This is a genomic window from Imperialibacter sp., from assembly GCF_048007035.1.
In the GTDB taxonomy this organism is placed as follows: Bacteria; Bacteroidota; Bacteroidia; order Cytophagales; family Cyclobacteriaceae; genus Imperialibacter.
Map to the genome: position 1 here is coordinate 3927804 of NZ_CP180355.1, position 23847 is coordinate 3951650.

Genomic DNA, 23847 nt, shown 5'->3' on the forward strand with positions numbered 1-23847 from the left:
TGGCAGCGGCTAATTTCCCAGAATACCTCGAAGATGGCTATTTATCTGATTCTTTTGCCTTATTTTGCCGGAAGCACACCTTCATTTGGCTTAACTCGTCTTTTTGTTGATTGTGTGTGCATTTGTTAATTATGAGATTCCTTTTTAGTATCATTTTCACTGTTTTTCACCTTAGCTATCTGCTGGCAGAGGGATCTCAGGATGTGGTACCTCTCAACGACGCAGAGTATCCTTCCACTTTCTATCGGGATTATTTTCACGAGTTGAGAAAGAAAGCAAACAGAGATAGTGTGATTGTGTGGCTGAAGGACGAAATCGGCAAGCAGGAGCAGTTAGGTCATACAGTCAATATCGTCAATCTGCAAATTATACTCGGCCAACTAAGCCGATCTGTATCAAGAACAGATGCTTATTTGGTTCTTGAGAACGCATTGAATGCTGCCCGGAAACTTGATATGCGCTATGAGGAGGCGCTGGCCCACCTTGAAATAGGTAACGTATATAATTCAGTGGGCTCCAAAGAAGAAGCGTTACAACATTTTTTATTAGCGGCGGAGCTTTCGGAAACAAGCAACTATCCTGATCAGGCCTTTCGGGCTTATTATCACGTCGCTAACCTTCACTACTCCTCCGACAACTACAAAGAAGCGCTTGCGGCGCTTGATAAGGGGTTGCATTTTTTTTCCATTGAAGAATGGATGGAGCGGGACAAATTTACAACGACAGACGTAGTCAGTGCCTATAACACCATGGGGCTCTGTTACTATGCGCTTCAGAATTATCCGGAAGCTATCGATGCCTATGACAAAGGATTGATGGTTGCAGGTAAGCGACGAAGTGACATGTGGGTTGGGCTTATCCATGGCAACATGGGCAATGTCTTCTTCAAGCAGGGAAAGCTTGATTCGGCCGAAATGCTGATTAAAATTGACCTCAACGTTAGTAATAAGCACAAAGCTTTCCGCAGCATCGCTTCCGACTACCTTGCCATAGCCAGTATATATCAAGGCCGTAACGATCTTTTGACAGCTCAAACATATTTTGACTCAGCCTATCAGGTCATTAGTCAAAATAAGATGTCGTACGCCAGTTATTTCAAACGAAGAGCTGAGTTGGCTTATGCCATGGGGGAATATAAAAAGGCCATCGACTTTAAGAATACTTACGACGCCATGGCAGATTCCGTCGAAAAAGTAAAGAAGTCTAAAGAGCTTGCTTTGATTCAGTCAAACAATGATTTCAAAACCAAGCTGGAAACATTACAGCTTCTGGAAAAGGAAAATGAGCTAAAGGACAAAGAAATAGCCTATAAAAATGTGCTTATTTATGGAGGCGCCTTCGTCACTTTGCTTGCTGTTGTACTGGCAATAGTGCTGAACAGAAGTAATCAATTAAAAGTCAAGCTTAACAAAGAGCTCGAAAAGGAAGTCGAGAGGAGAACGGAACGACTGGCCAGCACGGTAAAAGAACTTGATACATTTATATATCGGCTGTCTCATGACTTCAGACGCCCGCTTACAACTTTGATCGGGCTCGACTCATTGGGTCGCACGCTAAGCAAAGACCCGGAAACAAGTGAGCTGTTTTCTAAGGTGGGAAAGACCGCTAAGCAAATGGACAGGATGTTGCTGAAGATGACATATATCCACGAAGTCAATACTTTGGAGCCAACTATTGTTCAGACTAACTTGAGGGACGTTGTGCAGGAAGTGATAGCTGGATTTGACGATGACTTCTCAGCTTTGAAAATGCAATTGATTGTAGAAGTGCCTGATGAAATGATCGTTGCAACCGACACACGATTTTTGCAATTAATACTCACTAATCTTTTGGAAAATGCTTTCATTTTCACCGATGAGGGAAAAGAGCAAAAGATTATCAAGGTCAGTTCCAGATTAACTGAAAAGGGATGGGGAATTTTGATCAGTGACAATGGCGTAGGTATTTCACACGAAATCAGAAGCAGAATATACGAACCTTTTTTCAGAGGAAGCCCAATTTCTCAGGGCAATGGTCTTGGCCTTTATTTGGTGAGGAAGGCCATGAGCAAGCTCAAGGGAAGGGTGGTTGATTATAACGGCGACCAGGGAGAAAGCGTCTTCATGCTTGAGTTCTTTATCTCCTGATCGGGCTTTTTCATTTCTTATTTTCAAACCAGCTTAGTGTATGTTTTAGTTGCGACCGACCACCGACTGTGAGTCGTTTTCAGAAACCTCATTACGAAATATTTCGTAGAACTTCTTGCGAGTTCAAAATCAGTTCCTATATTTGAACTACGAAAGTATTCGTATATCACAGAAATCACAATGAGCAAAAGCACACCAACAGATGCAGAACTAGAGGTACTTAATGTCCTTTGGACAAAAGGGCCCTCTACCGTAAGAGAAATCAATGAAATGCTGAGCAAGGAGAAAGAGGTGGGTTACACTACCACACTCAAGATCATGCAAATTATGACGGTGAAGGGCTTGCTCGAAAGAGATGAAAGCAGCAGAACCCATGTGTACAAGCCCCTGATGAAGGAGAGCGATACGCAGCGAACCATGATGGATAAGCTACTCTATTCGGCTTTTGGGGGCTCGGCTTCCAAGCTGGTGATGCAGGCACTCGGCAATAATAAAACAACAAAAGCTGAGCTGGATGAAATCAGAAAATTTCTGGATGATCAGCTCGAAAACAAGAAAGGAGAACGGGAATGAACATGCTTCGACCTTACTTATCTGACACACTTGTGCAAGCCCTTGGGTGGACATTTCTCCACTCTTTGTGGGTAGGGGCACTGTTAAGCGTTATTTTTCTCGGTGTGAGATGGATCATGAAGTCTTACAGTGCGCAGTCCAAATATGTAGCGGGACTTTCATTCCTTAGCTTGCTCCCCGCCATTATGCTGCTGATTTTTGTTTACACTTTTAACGAGTTGGCCCATGTGAGCCCTTCCAGCACGCCGGAGATGGAGGTGGGCACAACCCAGCTGGCTGAGTTTACCACAGGAGCTGCTGATGTAGTATCGCAAACGGCAGAAGTACCATTTTATGTAGGATGGCTGGACGAAATCAGGACTTATTATTTTTACAAATACCATTCGTTTCTGGTCACAGTTTGGCTTTTTGGAATAGCCTTGCTGTCAGCTCAAAATATTGGGGGCTACTTTTATTCGGGGAGGCTTCGCAAGCAGGGACTTTTAGAGCCAGGTGAGGAGTTGATAAAAGTATTTAATTCATTGCTTAAAGCTTCCGGAGTGAGTAAAGGCGTCCTCCTTATGGAGTCCCTTCTCGTGAAAGCGCCAGTGCTTGTTGGCTATTTTAAACCCGTCATTTTACTCCCAATCGGTCTGGCGTCCAGCTTGTCAACCAGCGAAGTGGAGGCTATCCTTGCCCACGAAATAGCCCATATTCGTCGCCATGATTTCCTTGTCAATATTCTGCAGTGCTGCGTGGAGGTACTTTTCTTTTATCACCCTGGTGTTTGGGTGATTGGTTCAGCCATCAGAAGCGAAAGAGAAAACTGCTGTGATGATATAGCCGTGCGGTTAAGTGGCAACAGCATGAGCCTGGCTTTGGCACTCACCCATGTGGAAGAGTGGAAACTGGCCAGCAACGTGGCCTTAGGATTTTCGGGTAACAAAAACTCATTACTCAATAGAATAAAAAGGATAATCAACGACAAAACAATGAAAGCACAAAACAGAGACGGTAATTTGCTGGCCATAGCCATCATTGCCGGCCTTTGCCTGAGCACGCTCACGGCATTGAAAGGAATCGACTATGAAATAGTCCAGGAAATACCCGCTCAGGAGGAAGTGGCGCAGGAACCATTAGAGGTGGAGCCTGTAATTGATGTGCCAGAGCCTGTTCAATCTGACGAGCCTTTTGTGGTTGCAGAAGCTGAAGCCGTGGAAGAGCGTGAAGCCGTTGCGGTCGTGGTAAGCGCTGACACATTGATTCAAGGGGAAGCTGCTCCATTGCCAGCGCTGGCCCCGCTGAGTGGTCGGGCTACTACGCAGCCTTTGGCAGAAACTCCTCCCTTGCCGCCAGTAAATGCGGTGTCGGCTGTGAGCTCTCCGGATACGTACTCTCTGGCAGCCCCGAGAGCCAGGTGGAGCTATTCCCGGTCGGCTGACAGGGTATGGGAGGCAGCAGCAACAGGAAGGGACACTGTCGTTTGGGATGCACCCGCACCGGTAGACACCCAGGAATTTGCGATGCACATGCAGGATATGGCCAGGGAAATGGCTCATATGCAAGAGCACATGGCGAGGGAAATGGCTGTTGAAATGAGCAAGGCTGCTGAGAACATGTCGCTTCACCATGAAGAAATGGCCTCTGAAATGGCCCGACATCAGCAGGAGATGGCCGAGGAAATGGCGGAACGACACAGGGAAATGGCAGAAAAGCATGCGTTAATGGCGCAGGAATTTGGTGAAAAACATCAGGAGGAAATGATGAAGCATCAGGAGGAAATGATGAAAGAGCAAAAAAAGATGCTTGCTATTCAACAGGCTGAAATGAAGAAGATGGAAGCCGAAATAAGATTGCACGAAGAGAAAATGAAGGTGTTCGAGAAAGAACTCAGATCGGAGTTGGTGAAGGATGGTATTGTTTCAGCGAATGAAGATCGTTTAAAACTGAGGATTAATGGAAAAGAGCTTACAATTAACGGAGAGAAACAGTCTACAGATACTTACAATAAATACCGAAAATTCATCAGGGAGAAGCTTGGCGACAGCTACCGTTTTGAAGCTGACAACGATCACGAAATGACCATGAATTTTAGTTTTTAATTTCAAGTCCATATAAAGTTGAAAGGCTGGCCTCAGGGTCAGCCTTTTTTGTATGTCAGGCATGGAGCCTTTGACTTGTAGAAAATTCCTATCTGCCTGACAAGGAAAAGGCATCTGTTGCCGTTTGTATAGGTTGTAGTACCATAGCTTCACCTTCCCTTGGCTTGTGATAAAATATAATTCTAATTTTGGCCCCGGAAGTTCACCAGGCCTAATCCTTTGATCTAAGTTTTCACGCATCTTTGTAAAAAGTGTTACTCATGCGCATAGCAACCACCGTAGTATTCTTTCTGTTTGTTAGTATTTCTTCAGCGCTGGCTCAAAGTCAAAGCGACCCCAGGAGTTTGTCTTATTATTTTTCGGATGTCGAAATGCACGTCGATACGATGGTGTATTCGTGGAAGAAAAATTCTCAAATCATTCAAAACAGACGCCAGCTGCCGTTTGCCTATGACGAGGAAAATGAGGTGGCTGAATTTTATTTGAGATTTAGCCAAGTTGGCGATAGTAACAACCTTCGACTGGCACCTTCAAAAGACTATGAGCTGATTGACTCTTTGTTGGTTTATCCCGGGTATGCTCGTTTCAAGGTGAGATTCAGAGGCCTTACCGAGAGTAATTTTCTCAAATTTACTTTCGAAGTAAGTACTGATACTTCTGCCTATCAGCTGACGGAACTTCCATTATTCCCCTACACGCAGACTTATGTGGAAATTTATCCGTCTGCCGATGAGGTGTTTATAGGAGAGGAAGTTTCGTTTGACATTACGACCAATAATGCCAGCAATATCGTTTATGACAATCGCTGGACTTCGGGGCTGCCCATTAACTACCGGATGGACAAGCAGGGAAGCCAGCTGGTGATGTCGATTGTGCCCAGAAATCTGGGCTATCAACGAGTATCCATTCCCCTGCTGGTTCGTAAGCCAATTTTAACACCGGAGGGATTCTCTTACCATTTGCAACCGCTTGAGTATACGTTTCAGGTGAAATCAGGTCGGCTCGTCTTTCTGCAAATTGACAGGCAGGAAATAACACCGCCCGATGATAATACAGTGCCTATTGAGATTCTCATTGACAATAACCGAAACCTTGAGTTGGGTAAAACCTACCGGGTGGAGAACCAGGAGGCACAGGGTGGTCCGCTCATTGCTGAGCTTTACACAAAGAGTCGACTTACGACCAACAAGATCCTTTGCCTGATGCGACTTTATGGTAATCATAGAAAGTCGGAGGGTTATTTGTACATAAAGGACGGGGATGAGGCGAAGTTTGTGACCAACGTGGACATTACGCCCAAGACTGACATTAAGACCATTTATGTCCAAAGAGAGGGCAAAGACTGGCAGGCCGGAAATGCAGTGTATCCGGGCGAAACAGTTTCCATTAAACTTGAAGGACAGGGGCTGCATAAGGGAAATTTCTTCTTCCAGGGGGCAGACAATTTATTGCTCGATTCACTGATCCGGAATGAGAACATGGCCGTTTTCAGGATCAAAGTGCCTGAGACGACCTCGTCCACCAAGATTGAGATCTTCAACCATAGGGAGAATACAGGCAAGTACCTGACAGTGACTGAGTACCAGAAAGCCCGCAAGTTTGACTTTATGAAACTCGATTTCGGCAATGAGCAAATGCAATTGGATGAAATCAACAAGCCGATTTACTATGAAGGAACCATTACCGATCTGGTGTTGGCCTTCGATCGCTCTAAAATCGACAGACCGGGAGACCTTAACGGAAAGCAATACCTAAAGATTGACGTAAAGGTCAGCAACAAGCAAGGCAACCTGCTTGAAATATATAAGTTTGATCAGGTAGGCATTTGTCCCGCTGAAAACTCGCCCAGGTTCGGACACTACAGCCAAACGGACTGCCAGGCAGAGAACATCAATTTCAATAACTACTTATCCAGAAAGACTTACGATCTGGACGAGTGGTCAAAAATAGAAATCGACATAAGTCATGTAAATGAAAAGTATCCCGGGCAGCAGGTGTCAAAGAAAAGGATCATTATTTACTTGAAAAGAAATCATACATTCGATGTTGATGTATCTTTCCCCGGTGGACTTTTGATATTAAAGGCTGGTAGTGAAGATTTTGCAAATTTTGGTGGTATTAGCTTTGCGATGATTGCCCAATTTAGTTTTTATCAGGAGGGAAGGATTGCCAAAGTGAAGCCATATAAGCTGGGAGCTGGTTTCATTGCCATTAATGCATTTAATTTCTCGGAGGCAGCGCAGGCTAATAGAGACGTCGGGCTGGTGGTCATGGGATCTCTCTATCCGATTTCCAGTACCAACAAATTGACCTTCCCTTTGTATGTTGGGTTTGGATACTTGATGAAGGAGGGTACGTTATTCTCTCTGGTAGGGCCGGGAATCCGGGTGCAGTTTTAGTGCCTGCCTGTTATTTGCTTCAGGTGGTGGAGCATGTGGGCGTGGTAGTCTTCGACAAGAAACTCCAGCGTGTGGAGTTCAACAGCCTCCTTGCCGGTGTCGCAGGTGTTCTTTAGTGCCGGAGCTGGAATATTTCTAACTGTTCGCACAAGCTGTTTATTGATAAGCAGCCAAAGCTGTTGAAGCTCGCCGATATCTGCCGACTGGTAGTTCTGACACCGCACCCATTCATCCTGATGATAATATATCTTGTCATCAGCCTCGTGCTGGGATACAATGAACCGACGAAGGTTGTTTTGAGCGCTATCGATCAAGTGACCGAGAATTTCTTTTTTGGACCACTTTTCAGGAGCCGACTTAAAATTCCATTCTTTTTCCTCAATGGAAGAAAACATGCCGTTGGTTTCGGCCAGAAGTTTTTCTATTTGATCAACTACCGCTGCCATATTTGCTAATTGAAAACCATAAACTTTTCAATTTGGGATCAAACAACCCTGAATAACCTATTTGACGGGCTTTAAATTTTTCAAATACCTGGTGAGTTGGCTAATCTGTCCATCTCGTTCCTCACGAAATTGTAGCCTTAGCAACTTATGAACTTTGCCCGAGCGGGTGCTTAGAAATATTTTGTAGATATAGTCCATGCTCCCCTCCTTAAATGCACTTACATCTGAAGAAAGCTCATTTTTTTCACCATAAAGGTCAAAAATGTCGTGGATGGCGACTTCGTTTCCGAGGATAATTCCTTTTTTGATATAGACAGCCTCTTCATGGATATTAAAAGTTACCATTTTGGGGAACCTCCACCTGTCGTATAAAATGGGAACGAGAAGCAAAAGCAACACCAGGAGAATAATAGTGGGGTTTACACCAAATAAAAAAGCAAAAATGGCGATTGTAAGCGATACCTGGGATTCAAGCTGTTTGCCAGAGGACATTTTAATTGTGATGGAGCCAGTGTCGTAACTAACAACGTATTTGTTGTCGTTAAGCATTTGCACCAGGTGTTGATCCAATTTTAACATCTATTTCTTCAGTTGGCCACTAATATCTTCTCTTCGCTCTGGATATACCATGTGAGCTTCTTCGAGAACTAAAAATACCTCTTTTGGAGATTTGATTACATTATACGTAGAAAAAATGGAAGTATGAGGACAAACGCCATCGTTATATCCAAAAGAAAACCAGAAGGGCGCACCAACTTGCCTTTGGAGCGAAGGGCGAAAAATCAGGTTTAAAAGGAGTGGTAGATCTTTTTTCACGTAAAAAATGAATCTGGAACTCTAAAATAAGACAGAAATATAAGAATGCCTATAATGGAGGTGTTGCAGGTAGCTAACTAGCTAAGTGAGACATTGTTCATATAATGGTCGAAATGCTTTGGCAGAAAGTGCCTATATTGGGTGTGTGCTTTATTAGCTTTTTTAGATTGAAAGCCAACCAGAGAATAGCTATGATGAATAAAACCCTTCCCACATTTTGCCTGCTTTTGTGTGCTGCTTCGATGTTCGCCCAGGACTTGAAACCTTTCGAATTAACGGACGCCTGGCTTGCTGGCGTGGATGAAATCGCTCCATCTTCTACTACTGTCTCCGTAAGGAAAAAGAAGACTCTACTTATTTTCTCCCTGCATACCGGCTTTGAGCACTGGACGATTCCACACACTGAAGCGGTGATGAAGCTGATTGCTGAGAAGAGTGGTGCGTTTAAAGTAGTAACCTCAAAAGACATAAGCGTTTTTGAAAAGGACAACCTAAAGAATTACGACGCTGTTGTGCTCAATAATAACTGCTCGATAAGTGATGAACGAAATATATTCTGGGATGTCTTGAAAACAGACAGCACACTTACCGAACAGGTGGCACGCATGAAAGCAAAACAACTGGAAGACAACCTGCTCAGCTATGTGGATCGTGGTGGTGGGTTGGTGGTTTTGCATGGAGCCATAACGATGGAAAACAAGTCGGACAACTTTAGCCAAATGGTAGGCGGGAGTTTTGATTATCACCCGAAGCAGCAAAACATTGCCGTGAAACTGGTAGACCCAAAGCACCCGATGGTTCAGGCATTTGAGGGGGAAGGGTTTGAGCACATAGACGAAGCTTATATCTTTAATAATGCCTATTCACAACTTAATTTTCATCCGCTGCTCTATATGGAAGCGGATAAAATATCCGGGTTAAAAGAGCCCATTGGCGACAATATCAAGTATATCTCGTGGATCAAGCGGTATGGCAAGGGGCACGTTTTTTATTCGTCTCCCTCACACAATGCCCAGGCATTTGGAAACCCCAAGCTTTTGAGGTTCTTTCTGGACGGGATGCAATATGCTGTTGGTGACCTTAAATGTGACGACTCACCGATGAAGTAATTGGACAGGACTATTTTTGGTCTCCTTTTCTCTTCAAGCCCTTTGTCATTCTCTCAAAGTAGGCTTCCATGCTTTCTCCGGGATTCATTGGCAGATTTTTCAGACCATCTTCAACGATATCAAGCAACAAGGTGTAGCGGCTAAAGTTTGCCTCCAGCACACTTTTGTCGTTGGTTTCCCAGTATTGTCCCTCATCTAGCAAAACAAAGTCTTCGAGATATTTCTCTTTCAGGTATTTCAATAAGTGAATGATCACTTGGTGGACATTAATTCCCGCAAATTGTGTTTTTGTGGAAAGTTGGTAGAGGTACTTCTTTTCATCTTCATCTCTCTGTTCTCCAAAGAATTTTAGCGCAACTGGGGTACTCATTCTCCCATTGGATAAAAATGATAGCCACACTGGTTCGCAGTTTGGCGGGGAGAAGGCAACTCCGTAAAGCTCACCATCAACCAACTGCCCTTCATCGCCTTGAACAGGAAACTCTTCTTTGAAAACAGACAGTTTCCATTGATAGATATTGGCGATGTCTTTCACCTCTTCTATTAAATCAGGCAAAGATGCTCTGTTTCCTATTCTTCCGCTATAGTGAATAGATAGCCCCATTGAGGTTCAATGTCAATTAAATCTATCAGCTTTCAAATGTTCAAGCTCTCATATACGTTACTCCTTACTTCTCCACCCTTTCTAAAAATTTCCCGGTAGCTTTCTCTTTTAGGATCAATTTTTTGGCTCCATAATGAGTCATCTCCTCTTTCACCAGGTAGTGGTCAGCGTCATATTCTACCAGGTGGCCGTCTTTGGTCACACCTGTCTTGCCACGCCAAATGTCGAGCTGCACAGGTTCCCATTGCTTGGTTTTGGCTGACTTATAGCAAGCGTCGAGGATACAGTTCACCACATAGCCATCATAAAACGTTTCTTTGGCCTCCCTGCCTTCTTCTATGGCATCGAACATGTCCATGAACATGTGGTTGTAGCCCAACTCATTCATTTCATCACCTACCGGAAATAACCAGCCGGTATTGCTTTCCGCTTTTTCAGCTACATAGTCAGCTCCCTTGCCAGTGGTGAACATTTCGAAGCCAGTGCGCAGGAAGCTGTTGATCCAAATCGTGCCTTCGGTGCCCATCACTTCGTCTCTCAAGTCCATGCCGCCCCGGAACGTCCAGCTGACCTCAAACTGGCCAATGGCTCCGTTTTCGTACTTCACCAGGGCTATGCCATGGTCTTCTGCATCAATAGGCTTTACCTGGGTATCGGCCCAGCACATCACCTCCACAGGCCTGATATCTTTGCCGATGTAGCTGCGGGCAATTTCCACACAGTGGCAGCCCAAATCCAGCATACAGCCGCCACCTGCCTGCTCCATGTCCCAAAACCAGTTGCTGTGCGGTCCTGGGTGCGTTTCTCTTGATTTGGCCCAAAGGATACGGCCCAACGCACCATTCATTACACTTTCGTGGGCTTTGATGTGCTTGGGTGTGTATACGAGGTCTTCGAGATAGCCGGCAAAAATACCCGCCTTCTCCACGGCTTCCAGCATGCGTTTGGCTTCGGCTGCGTTTCGTGCCAGGGGCTTCGTGCAGATGACCGCTTTTTTATGTTTGCAACAAAGCAATACGGCTTGCTCGTGGAGGTTGTTTGGAAGCGCCACGCAGACTACATCCACTTCGGGGTGGGCAATGGCCTCTTCCATATCGGTAGTCCAGTGTTTTACGTTGTAGTCTTTGGCAAACTGGGTGGCGGTTTCCTCTCGGCGGGCATATATGCTTACCACCTTGTCTTTGTTGCGGTAGCCTTGAATGGAATCAGCGTAGAAGCGGCCAATGAAGCCACCACCAAGCATAGCTAATTTTCTCATCGTCGAAGTAGGTTAAATGTTCATTTCAAGATTCGATGAGGGCCTGTCAGGGGACAGGCCCTGGGTTTTTGGGGCAGGCCTTCTATTTACAAGATATTTTATAATCATGCTGCCACTTTTACCTCCCTCTTCTCTCTGAAGAAAAGGATGAAATAGATCATCACACCAATGGCGATAAAAGCAGGCACCCACCAAATGCTTGTCCAGTCTTTCAGACCGTCAGTGGTATACATGTCTACTGCATAGCCTGAGAACCAAGTACCTATTGTCATGCCTACGCCGTAGGTAGCGAATGTGAAAAGCCCCTGGGCTGCATTCTTGATTTTTGCTCCGGCTTTCTTTTCTGTATACATGTAGCCTGTGACGAAGAAGAAGTCGTAGCAAATGCCGTGTAGGATGATGCCGGCGTAGAGCATCCACATGCCGGTGTCTACATTTCCGTAGGCAAAACACACGTAGCGGAGAATCCAGGCAGCCATGCCGAGCAACAGCATTTTCTTCACACCAATACTGTTGAATAAGAAAGGTATGGCGAGAATAAATACAGCTTCAGACACCTGCCCCAGGGTCATTTTGGAAGCAGCGTTTTCCATGCCCACGTCGTTGAGGAAGGGGTTGGCAAAGCCATAGTAAAACGACAGCGGAATACACACCAAAATGGCAGCGACAAAGAAGATCAGGTAGGGTTTGTCTTTGAAGAGAACGAAAGCTTCTGTACCCAATGCTGCTGAGGCATCTTCGCCACCTTTAGGTGGCGTGTTGGGTAGCATAAAACTAAATACGCCAAGTGCAGCAGAAACTATGGCCGCCATCACGAAGGTGGAAGGCGTTTTTTCAATCCCTAAAAAGCCAATCATCAAGCCAGCCACAATCCAGCCAAGGGTACCAAACACTCTGATCCAGGGGAATTGCTTGCCCGGATCCGTCATTTGCCCGAAGGCAATACTGTTGGAAAGGGCGATGGTCGGCATATAGAGCAATGAGTAAGCCATGATGATCCAATAAAAAGAGGAGTTGTCAGCTACCTGCGTGGCCAGGAATAGCAGTGCCGCTCCCAGTAAATGAAGCACTCCCATGATTTTTTGTGCGGCAAAAAACCTGTCGGCTACCATGCCCACAAAAAACGGTGAAATCATGGTGGCAATGGCCAGGGCACTGTAGGCGGCTCCGATGTGGATGCCGGTTGACCCAAGGTGTTCTGACATATAAGTGCCCATGGTGACATACCAGGCGCCCCACACGAAGTATTCGAGGAGCATCATAATGGAAAGTGAAATACCGGTAGTTAGCTTCATTTGTAGCTGAGATGTTAGTTGTTAATGTTTTGATGTGTAGTTCTACTTTGTGAGAACCTCTTTTTCCCAGCCTGTTTCTTTTAGTGCAGGGTCTTTTTCCTTCTTCAGAAAATCGGACTGGGAGGTAGCTCCGACGGCTGCAGCCTTCATCAGTGCATCATCTTCTACCATCGAAATTGGCTCACGCCATCCCAGAGAATCATCGTTGTAAGCTGGGTTAGAAAGTGAGTTGTAGCAAGAAATAAGTGACCAGCGGGGGCTGTCGGATGTATTGGCTTCCGACCGGTGCAAAAGATTGGGATGAAAGAAGAGGGCATCACCTGGCTGGAGCTCCACGTACATGTGCTCCAGTGTTGCCAAAGCGTGGTCTACCATAACCATGTCAGCACCTACCTGTTCGCCGGTGAAGCCGTGGTTGACACGGCCCATTTTGTGTGACCCCCTGATGATCTGAAGACAGCCATTGGCCTTGTTGGCTTCGGTAAGGGCGATCATTACGCTGGTGAGTTGTTCCGGATATAGAAACTGGTTTTTGTACCAATATCCATAGTCCTGGTGCCACTCCCAGGCTCCGCCAACCTTAGGCTCTTTTTGCATGAGTTTGGAATGGAAATGGCAAACAGGGGATGGGCTATCAAGGAGCTTCTCAACTGATTTCACCATTCGCTCACTTCGCACCAATAGGCTGTAGATATCGTCGCCTGGTTTGAACCAGAGGGTTAGCCTGGTTTTCTTGCCGGTTTGGTCATTCAAATCGACTGCATTCTCTTTCATTACCTGATCGCCGGTGGCCACCTTGTAAAGCTTGTCTATTTCGGCCTTGCTGAAGAAATTTTTGATGATTACGAAGCCATCTTGTTGATAGGAATGAACTTCTTTGTCTGACAAGACACGTGCCATGGGTGTAAGTTTTGGGTGTTCAGTAGTAGCTAATTTACAAACAAAATGATGGATTGGAGTGCCAGCCAGATAAATTCTGTTTCAAAGGTTTTCTGCCAGCATAATGAGCTACAGGAAAACGCAACCGTACTGCGTTCGTTGGAAAATTTTTGTTGTCACCGCTGAGTAATTCTGCTATCTTCCAATTTCAATTATAACTCACCTACTTTTAACCATGTCGATATTCATCATCCTGCTTTGCATCCTCGTGCTGGTTCTTCTGATCACCTGGGGCAAGGTCAATCCATTTCTTGCCTTTCTTGTAGTTTCCATTGGCACCGGCTTGGCGCTGGGCATCCCCCTTGAAAATGTGGCGGGTTCTGTGCAAAAGGGTATCGGTGGCCTCCTGGGCGACCTTGTCATCGTAATTGGCCTCGGTGCCATGTTGGGTAAACTGGTGGCAGAAAGCGGTGCTGCCCAAAAAATCAGTCAGGTGCTGATGAACTCCTTTGGAGAGAAAAATATACAGTGGGCCTTGATGGCTACCGGCTTTGTGGTGGGTATTCCACTGTTTTATAATGTAGGCTTTGTGCTGCTGGTGCCGCTTATTTTTTCGGTGACTTACCAGTACAAGCTGCCTGCCGTTTATATCGGAATTCCGATGCTTGCAGCGTTGTCTGTGACTCATGGGTTTTTGCCACCCCACCCGTCACCCGCTGCGCTGGTTGGTCAGCTGAATGCCGACATGGGGCTGACACTTTTGTATGGGTTCATTGTGGCAGTGCCAACCATCATTGTCGCCGGGCCAATATTTGCCCGTACACTGAAGGGAATTGACTCCAAGCCGCTGGCGACTTTTCAGGCTAAGCCATTGCCTGATGATCAGCTTCCAAGTGGGTTCACCAGCTTTTTCTCAGCACTGCTGCCGGTAGTTTTGCTGGCAAGTGCGGCACTGCTGAATAGATTTGGCGACTTTTCTGGAGGAACAGCTAAGGTGGTTTCTTTCTTTTCTGACGCCACCATTGTCATGATTATTTCGCTTGCGGTTGCTACCTATTCCATTGGACTTGCTTACAAAAAGAAGATGAGCGAGGTGATGGGCTACTACACAGAGGCCATTAAAGACGTTGCTCCCATTCTGTTGATTGTTGGAGGAGCCGGTGCTTTGAAACAAGTATTTAGCGACAGCGGAGTGAGTGTTGAGATAGGGGCTTTACTGCAAAACATGGACATTCATCCCCTGATCCTGGGCTGGATGATAGCCGCTTTTATAAGGGTTTGTATTGGGTCGGCTACAGTGGCTGGATTAACCTCCGCCGGTATTCTGGCTCCAATTATGCCGCAGCTTGGCGTGGATCCTAACCTCATGGTGCTGGCTGTCGGCGCTGGTAGCCTGATGTTTTCGCACGTCAACGACTCGGGCTTCTGGATGTACAAAGAATACTTCAATGTGAGCATTAAAGACACCATTCTTTCATGGTCGCTGATGGAAACTGTTGTTTCTGTGGTGGGTATGGCTGTGGTGTTGCTGATTGACTTGTTTATATGATTCCCATTCAGCGTAGATCTGAGGATTTTGAAACTAACAATTGAAAATTGGATATCGAATGACTGCTGACGAAAGATTTGCCCAGCTGGGCCTTGAATTGCCTCCGCCTCCGGCCCCCAAAGGGGTGTACAAGCCCTTCCTTATTGATGGCCGACACTTGTATGTGTCTGGTCACGGGCCGGTAAAAACAGATGGTACACTGATTTTCGGCAAGGTGGGAGGCGAGCTGGATATCGAGCAGGGTAAGCTGGCCGCTCAGCAGGTAGGCTTGACGATACTTTCGACCATCAAGACCAACCTTGGAAGTCTTGATAAAGTAAAACGGGTGATTAAAGTGCTGGGCATGGTGAATGGTGTGCCTGCTTTTGATCGCCACCCTTATGTAATCAATGGTTGCAGTGAACTGTTTGCAAAGGTGTGGGGGGAGGAAAATGGTATTGGCGTGAGGAGCGCAGTGGGGATGGGCATGCTGCCCGAGAACATCCCCGTGGAAATTGAGGCACTTTTTGAATTAAAATAACTGAGAGAGCAATGAGCAGTGAATGGTATGCAATTGATAATATAGATGAGCTTGATTCGCCAGCCATGGTGGTGTACCCTGAACGGGTGCGTGAGAACATCAAAGGGGTGAAGAGCATAATCGACGATGTAGACAGGCTGCGACCTCATGTAAAGACCAATAAGGCGAAGGAGGTGTGCAAAATGCTCATGGATGAAGGCATCAAGAAGTTCAAATGCGCCACCATAGCCGAGGCAGAAATGCTCGGGATGATCAGGGCTCAGGATGTGTTGCTGGCTTATCAGCCCACAGGACCTAAGCTGACACGGTTCCTGCAATTGATTCGAAAATACCCGACGACTACCTACTCATGTCTCTACGATAACGCCCAGTCCGCTCAAGACATATCTATTGCCTTTGCCGATCAGGGCCTTCGCATCAACGCCTATATGGACGTAAACAATGGCAACGACAGATCGGGTATTATACCAGGCCCGGAAGCCGTTGCCCTTTACGAGAAGGTAGCTACAATGAAGGGCATCGTTCCGGTGGGCTTGCATGTGTATGACGGTCAGCATCGGCAGGTTGATATTGCGGAAAGAACCAAAGCTTGCAACGCAGCTTTTGAGGCGGTGGAGAAACTTAAGATTGATATTCAGCAGCTAGGTTTTCCTGAGCCCGTCATCCTGGCAGGTGGATCACCAACATTTCCTGTTCATGCGCAGCGGAAGGATGTAATATGCTGCCCCGGTACTTTTGTTTATTGGGACAAGGGTTACAGCGATATTTGTGCAGAGCAGCCGTTTTTGCCTGCTGCGTTGGTCGTTTCCCGGGTGATTTCCTTACCCACAAAAACCAGGATATGTACAGACCTTGGGCACAAATCCATTGCCTCAGAGAACGTTCTCACTAACCGGGTTCACTTTCTCAATGCGCCTGAGCTGAAGCCTGTTGGTCAAAGTGAGGAGCATCTTGTGCTGGAAGCGGGGGAAGGACATGGTTACAAGGTGGGGGATATATTGTACGGGCTGCCATTTCACATCTGCCCTACCGTAGCGCTTTATGAAAGAGTTAATACAGTACAAAAAGGGAGAGTGACTGGCGAATGGAAGGTGATAGCCAGAGATAGGAAGATCGAGGTGTAAGTTATTTGTGAGCCTTCTCAACGGTATGCAGCGATCAGGCGGCTTAGTTCTTTAACTCCGCTAATCTCGATTTTACTTCTTCATTGGATGGGCTCAACTCAAGTGCTCTTTTGTATTGCGTAATTGCCTTTTCTGTGTCACCAGCCTGCCGGTATCCTTCAGCCAGGCTTAAATAAGGGATATGTGAATTGGGATAACTCCCTGCGCTCAGTTCCAGTATTTTTATGGCATCAGCTATTCTTTCTTCATCTTCCAATAAATACAGCCCGACCTGATTCAATAATTTGCCTGGGGGAGGAAGCTGACCACCCATTCTCTCCGACAGGGCGTTGTAGTGTTGCCTGATCGACTCGGCGGTTGAGTGTTTTATTTGATTGAGAGGAAATTTGTAGCCTTCAAAGAGATACTGCAGTCCATCGTACAAAGTAATCAGTGGAATGGAATAGTGGTCTTCATTCTCGTAGAAGTGGGTTTGGTACCTAAGGCCGGCTACATGTAAAGTGTCCAGTGTTCTGGTAAAAGCCTGCACTGCTCTTCCCAGCCTTCCAGCTTCGATGCCCTCGTTGAAGGGATTATTGGCCTGGCCAAAGTAGATGGAAGAGGTAAAGGTTTCTTTCCTGGCTAAAAGCTCTTTAACCCTTTTTATCAACACCTGATTGTCCCACCACAGGCTTGGGTCAATTGCGACAAACCCTTTAAATGAATCGGTCTCAAGGAAAGTATCCACAGCAAACAGGCCCGAATACGAATGTCCGACAAGTATCCGGCAGTTGGTTGTCCGGTAGGCGATGTCAGCCGCAGGCAGGAATTCTTCTTCGATGAATCGTCGGAATTCGACTGCGCCAGATGCGACTGCCTCGTTTGCGTAATTGGGTAGCATATCCCTACTTCGGTCGGTGTTTGGAATGCCGATCACAATCATCTCTGGAATTTGCTCTGTACCGCCCGAACTCATGGTTTGTACGATACTGGCAGTTAATTGAAACAGCCGCTCTCCATCCAACACAATCATGACCGGGTAGCTTTTATCTATGTAAAAGTCGTCGCCCTGGTAGGACGCAGGCAGGCTGACCATATACTGTCTGGTTTCACCGAGCACCTTCGAATCAATTGAGTAAGCTCTCCCAATGACAATATCTGTTGCAGGTTGGCCATTTAAATTAAAGAGGCTGAAAGAAAGGAAGAGGAGGGTCAGAACTTTTGGCATCACGTAAACAGGATAGGTTCCTTTAGCTATACGTAGGCACATGCTGCAAGGGTTATGCTTCTGGCAAACCGAAGCTGCAACCTCTAACTATTTTAATGTCACAATTTTCGGAGGCAATTTGATTTGCAGCTTAGCATTGGATGCTGTGTGTCGGCTACTTAAACACAGTTGCAATCGGTAACCTCTGCGCTTTGGCTTCTTCCACAAACAGCCCTGCTACGATACCGGCTCCCGCCACATTCAGATGAGTAGAGTCCTGCTTGCTGTCGGTGAAGAGAAAGATGTCTTTCGATTTTTCTGGCCCCATGCCTGACACCAGCTTGCGTGTCAACGCTTCCATATTCACGTAAGCTGTGTTGGTTTCCCTGGCGATTTGAGATGCTCCTGTGATATAGTCACCGTGCGTGTCTTTGAGGTTGCCCTCTGCATCGAAATGGCGCCTGACAATAGACGAGCAAACGATGGGAGTGGCCCCTTTCTTCCTTGCCTCATCAATGAATTTCTGGATGTTCTGCTTGAAGCTGCCAAACGGCTCGGTGTGTCGGGTTGAATCGGTTTTCTCATCGTTGTGCCCAAATTGGATAATGACGTAATCTCCTTTTTGGAGGCTGTTGTACACTGCCTGCCAGCGGCCCTCATTGATAAAGCTTAGGCTGCTTCGGCCGTTGACGGCGTGGTTGTGGACTTCGGCTTTGTTAGTGACATAGTCAGCCAGCCCTTCTCCCCAGCCAAGCTCAGGATATGCTTTCGCAGACTTTGGTGCCATGGTAGAGTCGCCTATCAGCCAGATGTTTACCTTGTCTGCACTCTTTAATGACAGAAATGCGAGTGCAATGAATGATATGACCGGAAGATACTGTAGCTTTTTCATTTTAGCGAGGTTCTGGAACCGTTTATGTCTTGCGTTGAAGAAAAAACTAAGCCATTGGGAGAGGCCATACTTTCTTGAAAGGCTGCTGCAAAGTTGCTAAAACTGAGTTAGTTGAATGAGGTTTGAAATAATTTGCAGAAAAAATCCATAGACAATTAGAATAAAAGGGATAGTGGTGGCCATTTTTTTGACTTTTTCAAATACACTTAAATCGTCGGATTCACCTTTGTAGTGTATGGAAGGAATGACACTTTTAGATGCCGGTGGGTCAATTATTAATAGTAAAAACACCCCAATGATGTCGATCGATAGCCCTATTATATTTAGAAAGATAGAAGTCTTCATGTTTCTTAACTCAATTTTTATCCACTAGCTGTGACAACTAAGTGTACTAGCTCAAAGCTAATAGATGCAGTTGTCTTACGGGTGGACTATAAACTGCCTCAATAAAAGAACAGTGGCTAGTCAATCGAAATTCTATTTACTATTCTTAGCACATAACCGGTATCCGATAGAAATCGCTCCATTCGCATGGACTGACTTTCTTTAAATTTGGGATGGAGGCTGTTGGCTATATAGGCTTTTTTCTTTTCGAAGCCTTGGGCTTTCTCCGTATTCTCGAAGCCACCAATGGTGGCTTTTAGCTGCCTTTCTGCATCGATCACCCAATTATTGCCCGTCGCACTTCTTTCTTTTAACTCTACAAAAATTATATTTTTATTATAGGTCAGAGCGCCGTCACAGCGTTTTTCCATTGTTCCATCTGGCCTTCTTATCTCAACACAATTATCGATAGCCGTAAAAGCTACATTATTTCTACTTTCATTCTCTACGACCGCAATCCATTTTGAACCATCCTTTTCGTCAATGTATGCAGGGTTTTGAGATGGTGAAGGATCATCACATAGTCCGAATAGTTTCTCGCTAGATTGTGTCTGGCATGTGGCTACAAAGAACTGGTCACTCATATGCTCTGTTGAATCTCTAATAACTTTGCAAAAAGATCATTAGCCTCCCCAAGTCTATCGTTTAATTCGTTTTCATCGGATGGAAGGCCATTGAATGACTCCAATTTTTTTATTGTACCGGTATGCTCATCTAACTCGTAAATTGCCAGGTCATTCGGGTCTCTGATGGTAGATTTTTTTGGGACTATGTCATATATCTTATCCTTATCAAGGTTGTTCTGAACTCGTTCATCCAAAAGACCGGCCTTCACCGCAAGAGTTAAATAGTTGATTAGGTACGGGCTGTGAGTAGTAATAATAAGTCTGTTACCTGGTTTAGTATTATTAAAATCGAGTAAGGAGTTTAATACTTGATGCTGCGACGAAGGAAAAAGGTTTTGCTCAGGTTCTTCAACGATATTTATCAAGCAAGTATTGATGTATTTGGCTAATATTTCGTCTACCTTTTTCGTTTTTTCAGAAGCTGACAAAGCCTTATTTTGCATAACTTCAGCCATCTCTTCATTTCTTCGAATACTTTGCTCGACAGTTAGCCGTTCTCTTGCTCTGTCCTCTGTAATATTTAGTTCGTCTGAAAGAAACTTGGTGACCAAGTATAGTGGCACTAATGACTGATAACCACTGGACGATTCCAGCAGATTAAGGTTGAATCCTTCTCCTACGAGATAGGAAGCATCGGTCTCATTTTCATATTTGAACTTAATATTCCCTATAGGAAGTGGAAGCAACTCCCTATTCAGCGACTGCTGCCCTTTCTTGAGCTCTTCGGCAAATGTGTATAATGTGTCAGGTAGATTTTTTACACCGTAAGCATTTTTAACAACGCTGAGAAAATTCCTTTCGGCAGGAATGTACATGATTTTCGGGACGCTGAAGTGTTGTGTTTCCTTATATTCGATTATTGGCCAATCATTGGCTGCTGAGTAATAAATGTCAACGGCTTCTCCTCTATACTCAATTATCGTGTCGTCTCTGAAATAGTTTTGTATCCTCTGATACCTAAATAGCTCATAAAACTTGTTGTGAGACAGATGATCCCCGTCAACGTCTCCACGATGTAATGCTTTCTCTAACCATGTAAGTGTTGATATTACTTTTGCAATTGTACTTTTGCCACTCCCTTGATTACCAATAAACACAGTAACTTTCTTCACGTCAAGCCAGCCGCCATTCTCTTGATAGCCCTTTTTGATGGGGCCGAAGTTCTCAACCTTTACGCTGCTCATTTTATGTTTATAAGCTTCAAATTTACAATTATTACTCTACTTGGTCTGCATCAATTTCTGACAAACTTCTGCCATTTCAAAGACTTTTCGATACATGGGACTAGATGTTTAAACAATTGGGCTAACTCGAATCTAACCTTAATACTCCACCCTCATCACCTTCGCCGGTGTCAGATACGGATTATCGAAGGTCACTTTATCGCCGACTTTTTTGCCGGGGATAAGGAACAGCCTGGCTGACAGGGCTTTGTTGGTGTATTTGAGGGAAAGAGAAGCCACGTCAGTAAAGATGCGCTCAACAGTAGCCTGTGAAGTGGCACCTGCTAGTGGGATTACGTCTAGCCCTGTGCCTGAGACCGAGGAGAATAACAAAAGCTCCTGCACGGTGTACCTGCCTTCATTGGCTCGTTGCGCCAACACTTTGTCTTCAATCACTGGCAGCATGAGCCCGGAGTAGCCGCAGGTTTTCAGGTCGAGGTTCTTGATTACATCTGTAATCAGGGAGCAGGCACTCAGCGTGGATGGTCCGCCGAAAGGCTGCTTGGTCAGGGTTTCGATGGCGGTGCCGATGCTGGCGTCAAGCCCTGGGGCTGGAGAGGTGTCGATGCCGTCGTATTGCCAGCTGTAGGTAGAGGATATTCTTGTAGCGAGTGCCTGCACTGGAAGGAACTGCTTTTCCAGTTCGGCTTTTAAGTTTTGCCTGGCGTTGACCATGGTCGATTTCGAGAACACATCCGTCAAAAGGTTCGGGTACTCAAGCCCCACGGCAAAACTATTCACTCCCGAATGGAACGCTGCCGGAAAGAACGGAATCCCAGCCGGACAATTGGCAGACGCCGTGAACCGAAAATTGCCCTCACCACCTTTGCCCACTTTGGCAACAGCCACGACTATTTCTGCTGCGGCTTTGATAGCGTTGCGGTGGATGCCCAGGGCTGTGGAAGAAACGGGCAGGCTGAAATTGATGAGTTCTGTTTGGCCAATGAGTTTGGCGGCCCAACTCGCAACTGCTGCATTATATTCATTAGGTGGTAGCACAGCTCCGATAGCAAAGGAAACATCATCTCTTTGAGCGATTTCATCAAATTTCTTCAGGAAGGGCAGAGCCTCGTCCAGCGTTTTGCCTCCCAGGTATTCGTATAAGTTTTGCGTGGAAATTCGGATGGTTTGTACGTCGTAGCCTGCTTTTGTGTAGTCGGTTCTGGCTTGTTTCAGAAATTCAACCGCTTTGACCACCGAGGTGGTATCGGAAAGGTCGTTTACCGTAATACCCGCAGTGATGGTTCTGATTTTAAAGAGGTGGTTGGCGGGCTGAGCGGAAAGTCTCAAAGAGATGCCGAAGAAAAGAGTGGCAACCAGCGATATGGTGATTTTATGCATTGGCTAAATATTGGAAATGAGGTTAAAGATAGCTAAACAAAGCATTTCGACCTCATGCCATCAGCTAATACAAGCGCTGGAAGCTTGTGTCAATACATGGTATTTGGGTTGGCCGACTTTTCCGGAATTTGCTGAACGGAATCCCAGTGCTCAACAATTTTCCCATTGTCATCGAACCGGAAAAAATCCATTGTAACATACTGATCGTTGCCAGGCCAGATTTGATGTGTATGGAGCGCTACCAGGTCGCCTTCCGCCACAGCCCGAACAAATTCGATCGACTTTTGCGGATATAGCTCTCGCATTCGCTCAAAGCACTCAATGAACCCGTTAAGCCCATTTGCCACGGCAGGATTATGCTGAATGTAATGGGAGCCGACAAATAACTCCGTGGCTTTCCTGGGGTTGCCCTCGTAGGCCATCTTGTAGTAAGCGATAGCGTTTTGTTTGTTCTCTTGTAAGTGATTCATGTGGTGGATTTAAGCATCATGCGATTTACAAAGGGAACACTTTTAAAGCCCTAACAATTCTAAGTAGTCAAACAACGGGGGCGATGCCGACTGGATGGCGTGTGACTAGCCTTTATGTCTTTGGTTTTTCTGCCACCTTATACCAAACATTCATATCCTCCAGGCCTGAGTAAATAACACAGTTGTTGATCAGCGTGCCTCCGTAGGTATATCCCAATTGATAGAAAGCTTTGTTCATGCCGTAGGATTCTGCACGGGCGATGGTATAGAGGCAATGGATATTCTCAGCCTTCAATAGCTTCTCAAGTTTTAAAAGCAGCTTCTTAATATGGCCTTTTCCCTGGGCTTCAGGAAGCGTGGCGCAGTCGGTCAGCTCAGCATTGGCGTATTGTCTGTTGATTTCAGCTGATGCGGCGCTTACAATTCTGTTTTGTTCCCTGATGAGCACATACTTTGTGCCCTCCTTCATGGTTTTTCTCACATAGGCTGGGTCGTTGAGGGCAGTTGGATACACCTGAAAGACTTCTGCATAAAGCTCAGCCAGCTCATTTGCGTCTTCCGGCGTAGCCGGCAAAACTATTTGTGTGTTTGCTTCAGATGCTGTGTTTGGCTGGCTCAGTATACTTTCGACAATGCGTCGTTCCTCGGGCTGCCCTGGGTTGCTCCCTCTTTCTGGCTTTGGATACTTCACCAGAAAAAACATGTCTGCCCCTTTGAAATACCCTGCAACTTCAGCCTCCCTGATAAAACCACCGGATAGAAAAATTGCAACTTCCCGTTTCCGGGATTTGACGATAATTTTCTCAGCCCATGCTGGTGTCGACTCAGTTATCAGTGCCAATACCCCATGAGCATCGCCGGAATAGTCGTCGATCCTGATTCTTTTATTGAAAGCATCAGAGTAGAGGCTGATGGCAGATATGTCATTCTTTATTTCCGTGATCAC

General features: G+C 45.8%; 21 protein-coding genes. 8 read left to right on the top strand and 13 right to left on the bottom strand.

The window, feature by feature from the left end; all coding sequences use genetic code 11:
• Positions 1-131 precede the first annotated feature (131 nt).
• From ACMVP2_RS16945 to ACMVP2_RS16960, 4 genes are all read left to right on the top strand, one after another.
• Positions 132-2126, top strand: coding sequence for an ATP-binding protein (locus tag ACMVP2_RS16945; protein WP_416864320.1), 1995 nt, complete (start codon positions 132-134; stop codon positions 2124-2126).
• Between the two features lie 180 nt (positions 2127-2306).
• Positions 2307-2699, top strand: coding sequence for a BlaI/MecI/CopY family transcriptional regulator (locus ACMVP2_RS16950; protein WP_317490076.1), 393 nt, complete (start codon positions 2307-2309; stop codon positions 2697-2699).
• Between the two features lie 2 nt (positions 2700-2701).
• Positions 2702-4780 carry a M56 family metallopeptidase gene (locus ACMVP2_RS16955; RefSeq protein WP_416864321.1) on the top strand — a complete coding sequence of 693 codons (2079 nt, stop codon included), beginning with the start codon at positions 2702-2704 and terminating at the stop codon, positions 4778-4780.
• A 260-nt stretch (positions 4781-5040) separates the two neighbouring features.
• A complete protein-coding gene (locus ACMVP2_RS16960; RefSeq protein ID WP_416864322.1) occupies positions 5041-7179 on the top strand; it encodes a hypothetical protein in 2139 nt (712 codons plus the stop codon).
• On the opposite strand, the gene ACMVP2_RS16965 is transcribed toward ACMVP2_RS16960, so the two are convergent.
• Positions 7176-7625 (bottom strand): DinB family protein, encoded by a 450-nt coding sequence (locus tag ACMVP2_RS16965; RefSeq protein ID WP_416864323.1) that lies wholly within the window; start codon positions 7623-7625, stop codon positions 7176-7178. The two genes, ACMVP2_RS16960 and ACMVP2_RS16965, sit on opposite strands and share 4 nt — an antisense overlap.
• A 57-nt stretch (positions 7626-7682) precedes the next feature.
• Complete coding sequence (locus tag ACMVP2_RS16970; RefSeq protein ID WP_416864324.1) at positions 7683-8204, bottom strand: hypothetical protein; 522 nt, start codon at positions 8202-8204, stop codon at positions 7683-7685.
• Between the two features lie 428 nt (positions 8205-8632).
• Between ACMVP2_RS16970 and ACMVP2_RS16975 the strand changes: the two genes are divergently transcribed.
• Positions 8633-9550 (top strand): ThuA domain-containing protein, encoded by a 918-nt coding sequence (locus tag ACMVP2_RS16975; protein WP_416864325.1) that lies wholly within the window; start codon positions 8633-8635, stop codon positions 9548-9550.
• 10 nt (positions 9551-9560) lie between these two features.
• On the opposite strand, the gene ACMVP2_RS16980 is transcribed toward ACMVP2_RS16975, so the two are convergent.
• The 4 genes from ACMVP2_RS16980 to ACMVP2_RS16995 all read right to left on the bottom strand — a co-directional run bounded on the left by ACMVP2_RS16980 (position 9561) and on the right by ACMVP2_RS16995 (position 13607).
• Complete coding sequence (locus tag ACMVP2_RS16980) at positions 9561-10154, bottom strand: hypothetical protein (protein WP_416864326.1); 594 nt, start codon at positions 10152-10154, stop codon at positions 9561-9563.
• Between the two features lie 64 nt (positions 10155-10218).
• Positions 10219-11412 (bottom strand): Gfo/Idh/MocA family protein, encoded by a 1194-nt coding sequence (locus ACMVP2_RS16985; protein WP_416864327.1) that lies wholly within the window; start codon positions 11410-11412, stop codon positions 10219-10221.
• Positions 11413-11516: 104 nt separating this feature from the next.
• Positions 11517-12707, bottom strand: a complete 1191-nt coding sequence (locus ACMVP2_RS16990; protein ID WP_416864328.1) for a nucleoside permease — start codon at positions 12705-12707, stop codon at positions 11517-11519.
• A 42-nt stretch (positions 12708-12749) separates the two neighbouring features.
• Positions 12750-13607 carry a phytanoyl-CoA dioxygenase family protein gene (locus ACMVP2_RS16995; protein WP_416864329.1) on the bottom strand — a complete coding sequence of 286 codons (858 nt, stop codon included), beginning with the start codon at positions 13605-13607 and terminating at the stop codon, positions 12750-12752.
• Between the two features lie 214 nt (positions 13608-13821).
• Here ACMVP2_RS16995 and ACMVP2_RS17000 point away from each other — a divergent pair, with 214 nt between their 5' ends.
• From ACMVP2_RS17000 to ACMVP2_RS17010, 3 genes are read left to right on the top strand one after another with little or no spacing between them, the layout of a single operon-like run.
• Positions 13822-15135 carry a gluconate:H+ symporter gene (locus ACMVP2_RS17000; protein ID WP_416864330.1) on the top strand — a complete coding sequence of 438 codons (1314 nt, stop codon included), beginning with the start codon at positions 13822-13824 and terminating at the stop codon, positions 15133-15135.
• 58 nt (positions 15136-15193) lie between these two features.
• The gene (locus ACMVP2_RS17005; RefSeq protein ID WP_416864331.1) at positions 15194-15655 is read left to right on the top strand and encodes a RidA family protein; all 462 of its coding nucleotides are present in this window, start codon (positions 15194-15196) and stop codon (positions 15653-15655) included.
• A gap of 11 nt (positions 15656-15666) precedes the next feature.
• Positions 15667-16779, top strand: a complete 1113-nt coding sequence (locus ACMVP2_RS17010; RefSeq protein ID WP_416864332.1) for a D-TA family PLP-dependent enzyme — start codon at positions 15667-15669, stop codon at positions 16777-16779.
• 43 nt (positions 16780-16822) lie between these two features.
• Here ACMVP2_RS17010 and ACMVP2_RS17015 read toward each other — a convergent pair whose 3' ends face one another.
• From ACMVP2_RS17015 to ablB, 7 genes are all read right to left on the bottom strand, one after another.
• Positions 16823-18028 (bottom strand): alpha/beta hydrolase-fold protein, encoded by a 1206-nt coding sequence (locus ACMVP2_RS17015; RefSeq protein WP_416864333.1) that lies wholly within the window; start codon positions 18026-18028, stop codon positions 16823-16825.
• A 112-nt stretch (positions 18029-18140) separates the two neighbouring features.
• A complete protein-coding gene (locus ACMVP2_RS17020; RefSeq protein ID WP_416864334.1) occupies positions 18141-18857 on the bottom strand; it encodes a rhamnogalacturonan acetylesterase in 717 nt (238 codons plus the stop codon).
• 461 nt (positions 18858-19318) lie between these two features.
• Positions 19319-19825: a hypothetical protein gene (locus ACMVP2_RS17025; protein WP_416864335.1), complete on the bottom strand. Its 507-nt coding sequence runs from the start codon at positions 19823-19825 to the stop codon at positions 19319-19321.
• The gene (locus ACMVP2_RS17030; RefSeq protein WP_416864336.1) at positions 19822-21051 is read right to left on the bottom strand and encodes an AAA family ATPase; all 1230 of its coding nucleotides are present in this window, start codon (positions 21049-21051) and stop codon (positions 19822-19824) included. The genes ACMVP2_RS17025 and ACMVP2_RS17030 overlap by 4 nt, the downstream gene beginning before the upstream one ends.
• 138 nt (positions 21052-21189) lie before the next feature.
• Entirely contained in the window at positions 21190-22431 is a 1242-nt protein-coding gene (locus ACMVP2_RS17035; RefSeq protein ID WP_416864337.1) for a DUF711 family protein, read from the bottom strand.
• An 89-nt stretch (positions 22432-22520) separates the two neighbouring features.
• Entirely contained in the window at positions 22521-22901 is a 381-nt protein-coding gene (locus tag ACMVP2_RS17040; RefSeq protein WP_416864338.1) for an ester cyclase, read from the bottom strand.
• A 112-nt stretch (positions 22902-23013) separates the two neighbouring features.
• Positions 23014-23847, bottom strand: coding sequence for a putative beta-lysine N-acetyltransferase (ablB, locus tag ACMVP2_RS17045; RefSeq protein ID WP_339787315.1), 834 nt, complete (start codon positions 23845-23847; stop codon positions 23014-23016).

What these genes read in the sequence shown, in the direction of transcription:
- ACMVP2_RS16995 (WP_416864329.1), bottom strand. Translation starts at nt 13,607, where the DNA reads ATGGCACGTGTCTTGTCAGACAAAGAAGTTCATTCCTATCAACAAGAT.
- ACMVP2_RS17020 (WP_416864334.1), bottom strand. Translation starts at nt 18,857, where the DNA reads ATGAAAAAGCTACAGTATCTTCCGGTCATATCATTCATTGCACTCGCA.
- ACMVP2_RS16965 (WP_416864323.1), bottom strand. Translation starts at nt 7,625, where the DNA reads ATGGCAGCGGTAGTTGATCAAATAGAAAAACTTCTGGCCGAAACCAAC.
- ACMVP2_RS17005 (WP_416864331.1), top strand. Translation starts at nt 15,194, where the DNA reads ATGACTGCTGACGAAAGATTTGCCCAGCTGGGCCTTGAATTGCCTCCG.
- ACMVP2_RS17025 (WP_416864335.1), bottom strand. Translation starts at nt 19,825, where the DNA reads ATGAGTGACCAGTTCTTTGTAGCCACATGCCAGACACAATCTAGCGAG.
- ACMVP2_RS16945 (WP_416864320.1), top strand. Translation starts at nt 132, where the DNA reads ATGAGATTCCTTTTTAGTATCATTTTCACTGTTTTTCACCTTAGCTAT.
- ACMVP2_RS16980 (WP_416864326.1), bottom strand. Translation starts at nt 10,154, where the DNA reads ATGGGGCTATCTATTCACTATAGCGGAAGAATAGGAAACAGAGCATCT.
- ACMVP2_RS16960 (WP_416864322.1), top strand. Translation starts at nt 5,041, where the DNA reads ATGCGCATAGCAACCACCGTAGTATTCTTTCTGTTTGTTAGTATTTCT.
- ACMVP2_RS16975 (WP_416864325.1), top strand. Translation starts at nt 8,633, where the DNA reads ATGATGAATAAAACCCTTCCCACATTTTGCCTGCTTTTGTGTGCTGCT.
- ACMVP2_RS16970 (WP_416864324.1), bottom strand. Translation starts at nt 8,204, where the DNA reads ATGTTAAAATTGGATCAACACCTGGTGCAAATGCTTAACGACAACAAA.
- ACMVP2_RS17015 (WP_416864333.1), bottom strand. Translation starts at nt 18,028, where the DNA reads ATGTGCCTACGTATAGCTAAAGGAACCTATCCTGTTTACGTGATGCCA.
- ACMVP2_RS17040 (WP_416864338.1), bottom strand. Translation starts at nt 22,901, where the DNA reads ATGAATCACTTACAAGAGAACAAACAAAACGCTATCGCTTACTACAAG.
- ACMVP2_RS16985 (WP_416864327.1), bottom strand. Translation starts at nt 11,412, where the DNA reads ATGAGAAAATTAGCTATGCTTGGTGGTGGCTTCATTGGCCGCTTCTAC.
- ACMVP2_RS17000 (WP_416864330.1), top strand. Translation starts at nt 13,822, where the DNA reads ATGTCGATATTCATCATCCTGCTTTGCATCCTCGTGCTGGTTCTTCTG.
- ACMVP2_RS17010 (WP_416864332.1), top strand. Translation starts at nt 15,667, where the DNA reads ATGAGCAGTGAATGGTATGCAATTGATAATATAGATGAGCTTGATTCG.
- ACMVP2_RS17035 (WP_416864337.1), bottom strand. Translation starts at nt 22,431, where the DNA reads ATGCATAAAATCACCATATCGCTGGTTGCCACTCTTTTCTTCGGCATC.
- ACMVP2_RS16955 (WP_416864321.1), top strand. Translation starts at nt 2,702, where the DNA reads ATGCTTCGACCTTACTTATCTGACACACTTGTGCAAGCCCTTGGGTGG.
- ACMVP2_RS16950 (WP_317490076.1), top strand. Translation starts at nt 2,307, where the DNA reads ATGAGCAAAAGCACACCAACAGATGCAGAACTAGAGGTACTTAATGTC.
- ACMVP2_RS17030 (WP_416864336.1), bottom strand. Translation starts at nt 21,051, where the DNA reads ATGAGCAGCGTAAAGGTTGAGAACTTCGGCCCCATCAAAAAGGGCTAT.
- ACMVP2_RS16990 (WP_416864328.1), bottom strand. Translation starts at nt 12,707, where the DNA reads ATGAAGCTAACTACCGGTATTTCACTTTCCATTATGATGCTCCTCGAA.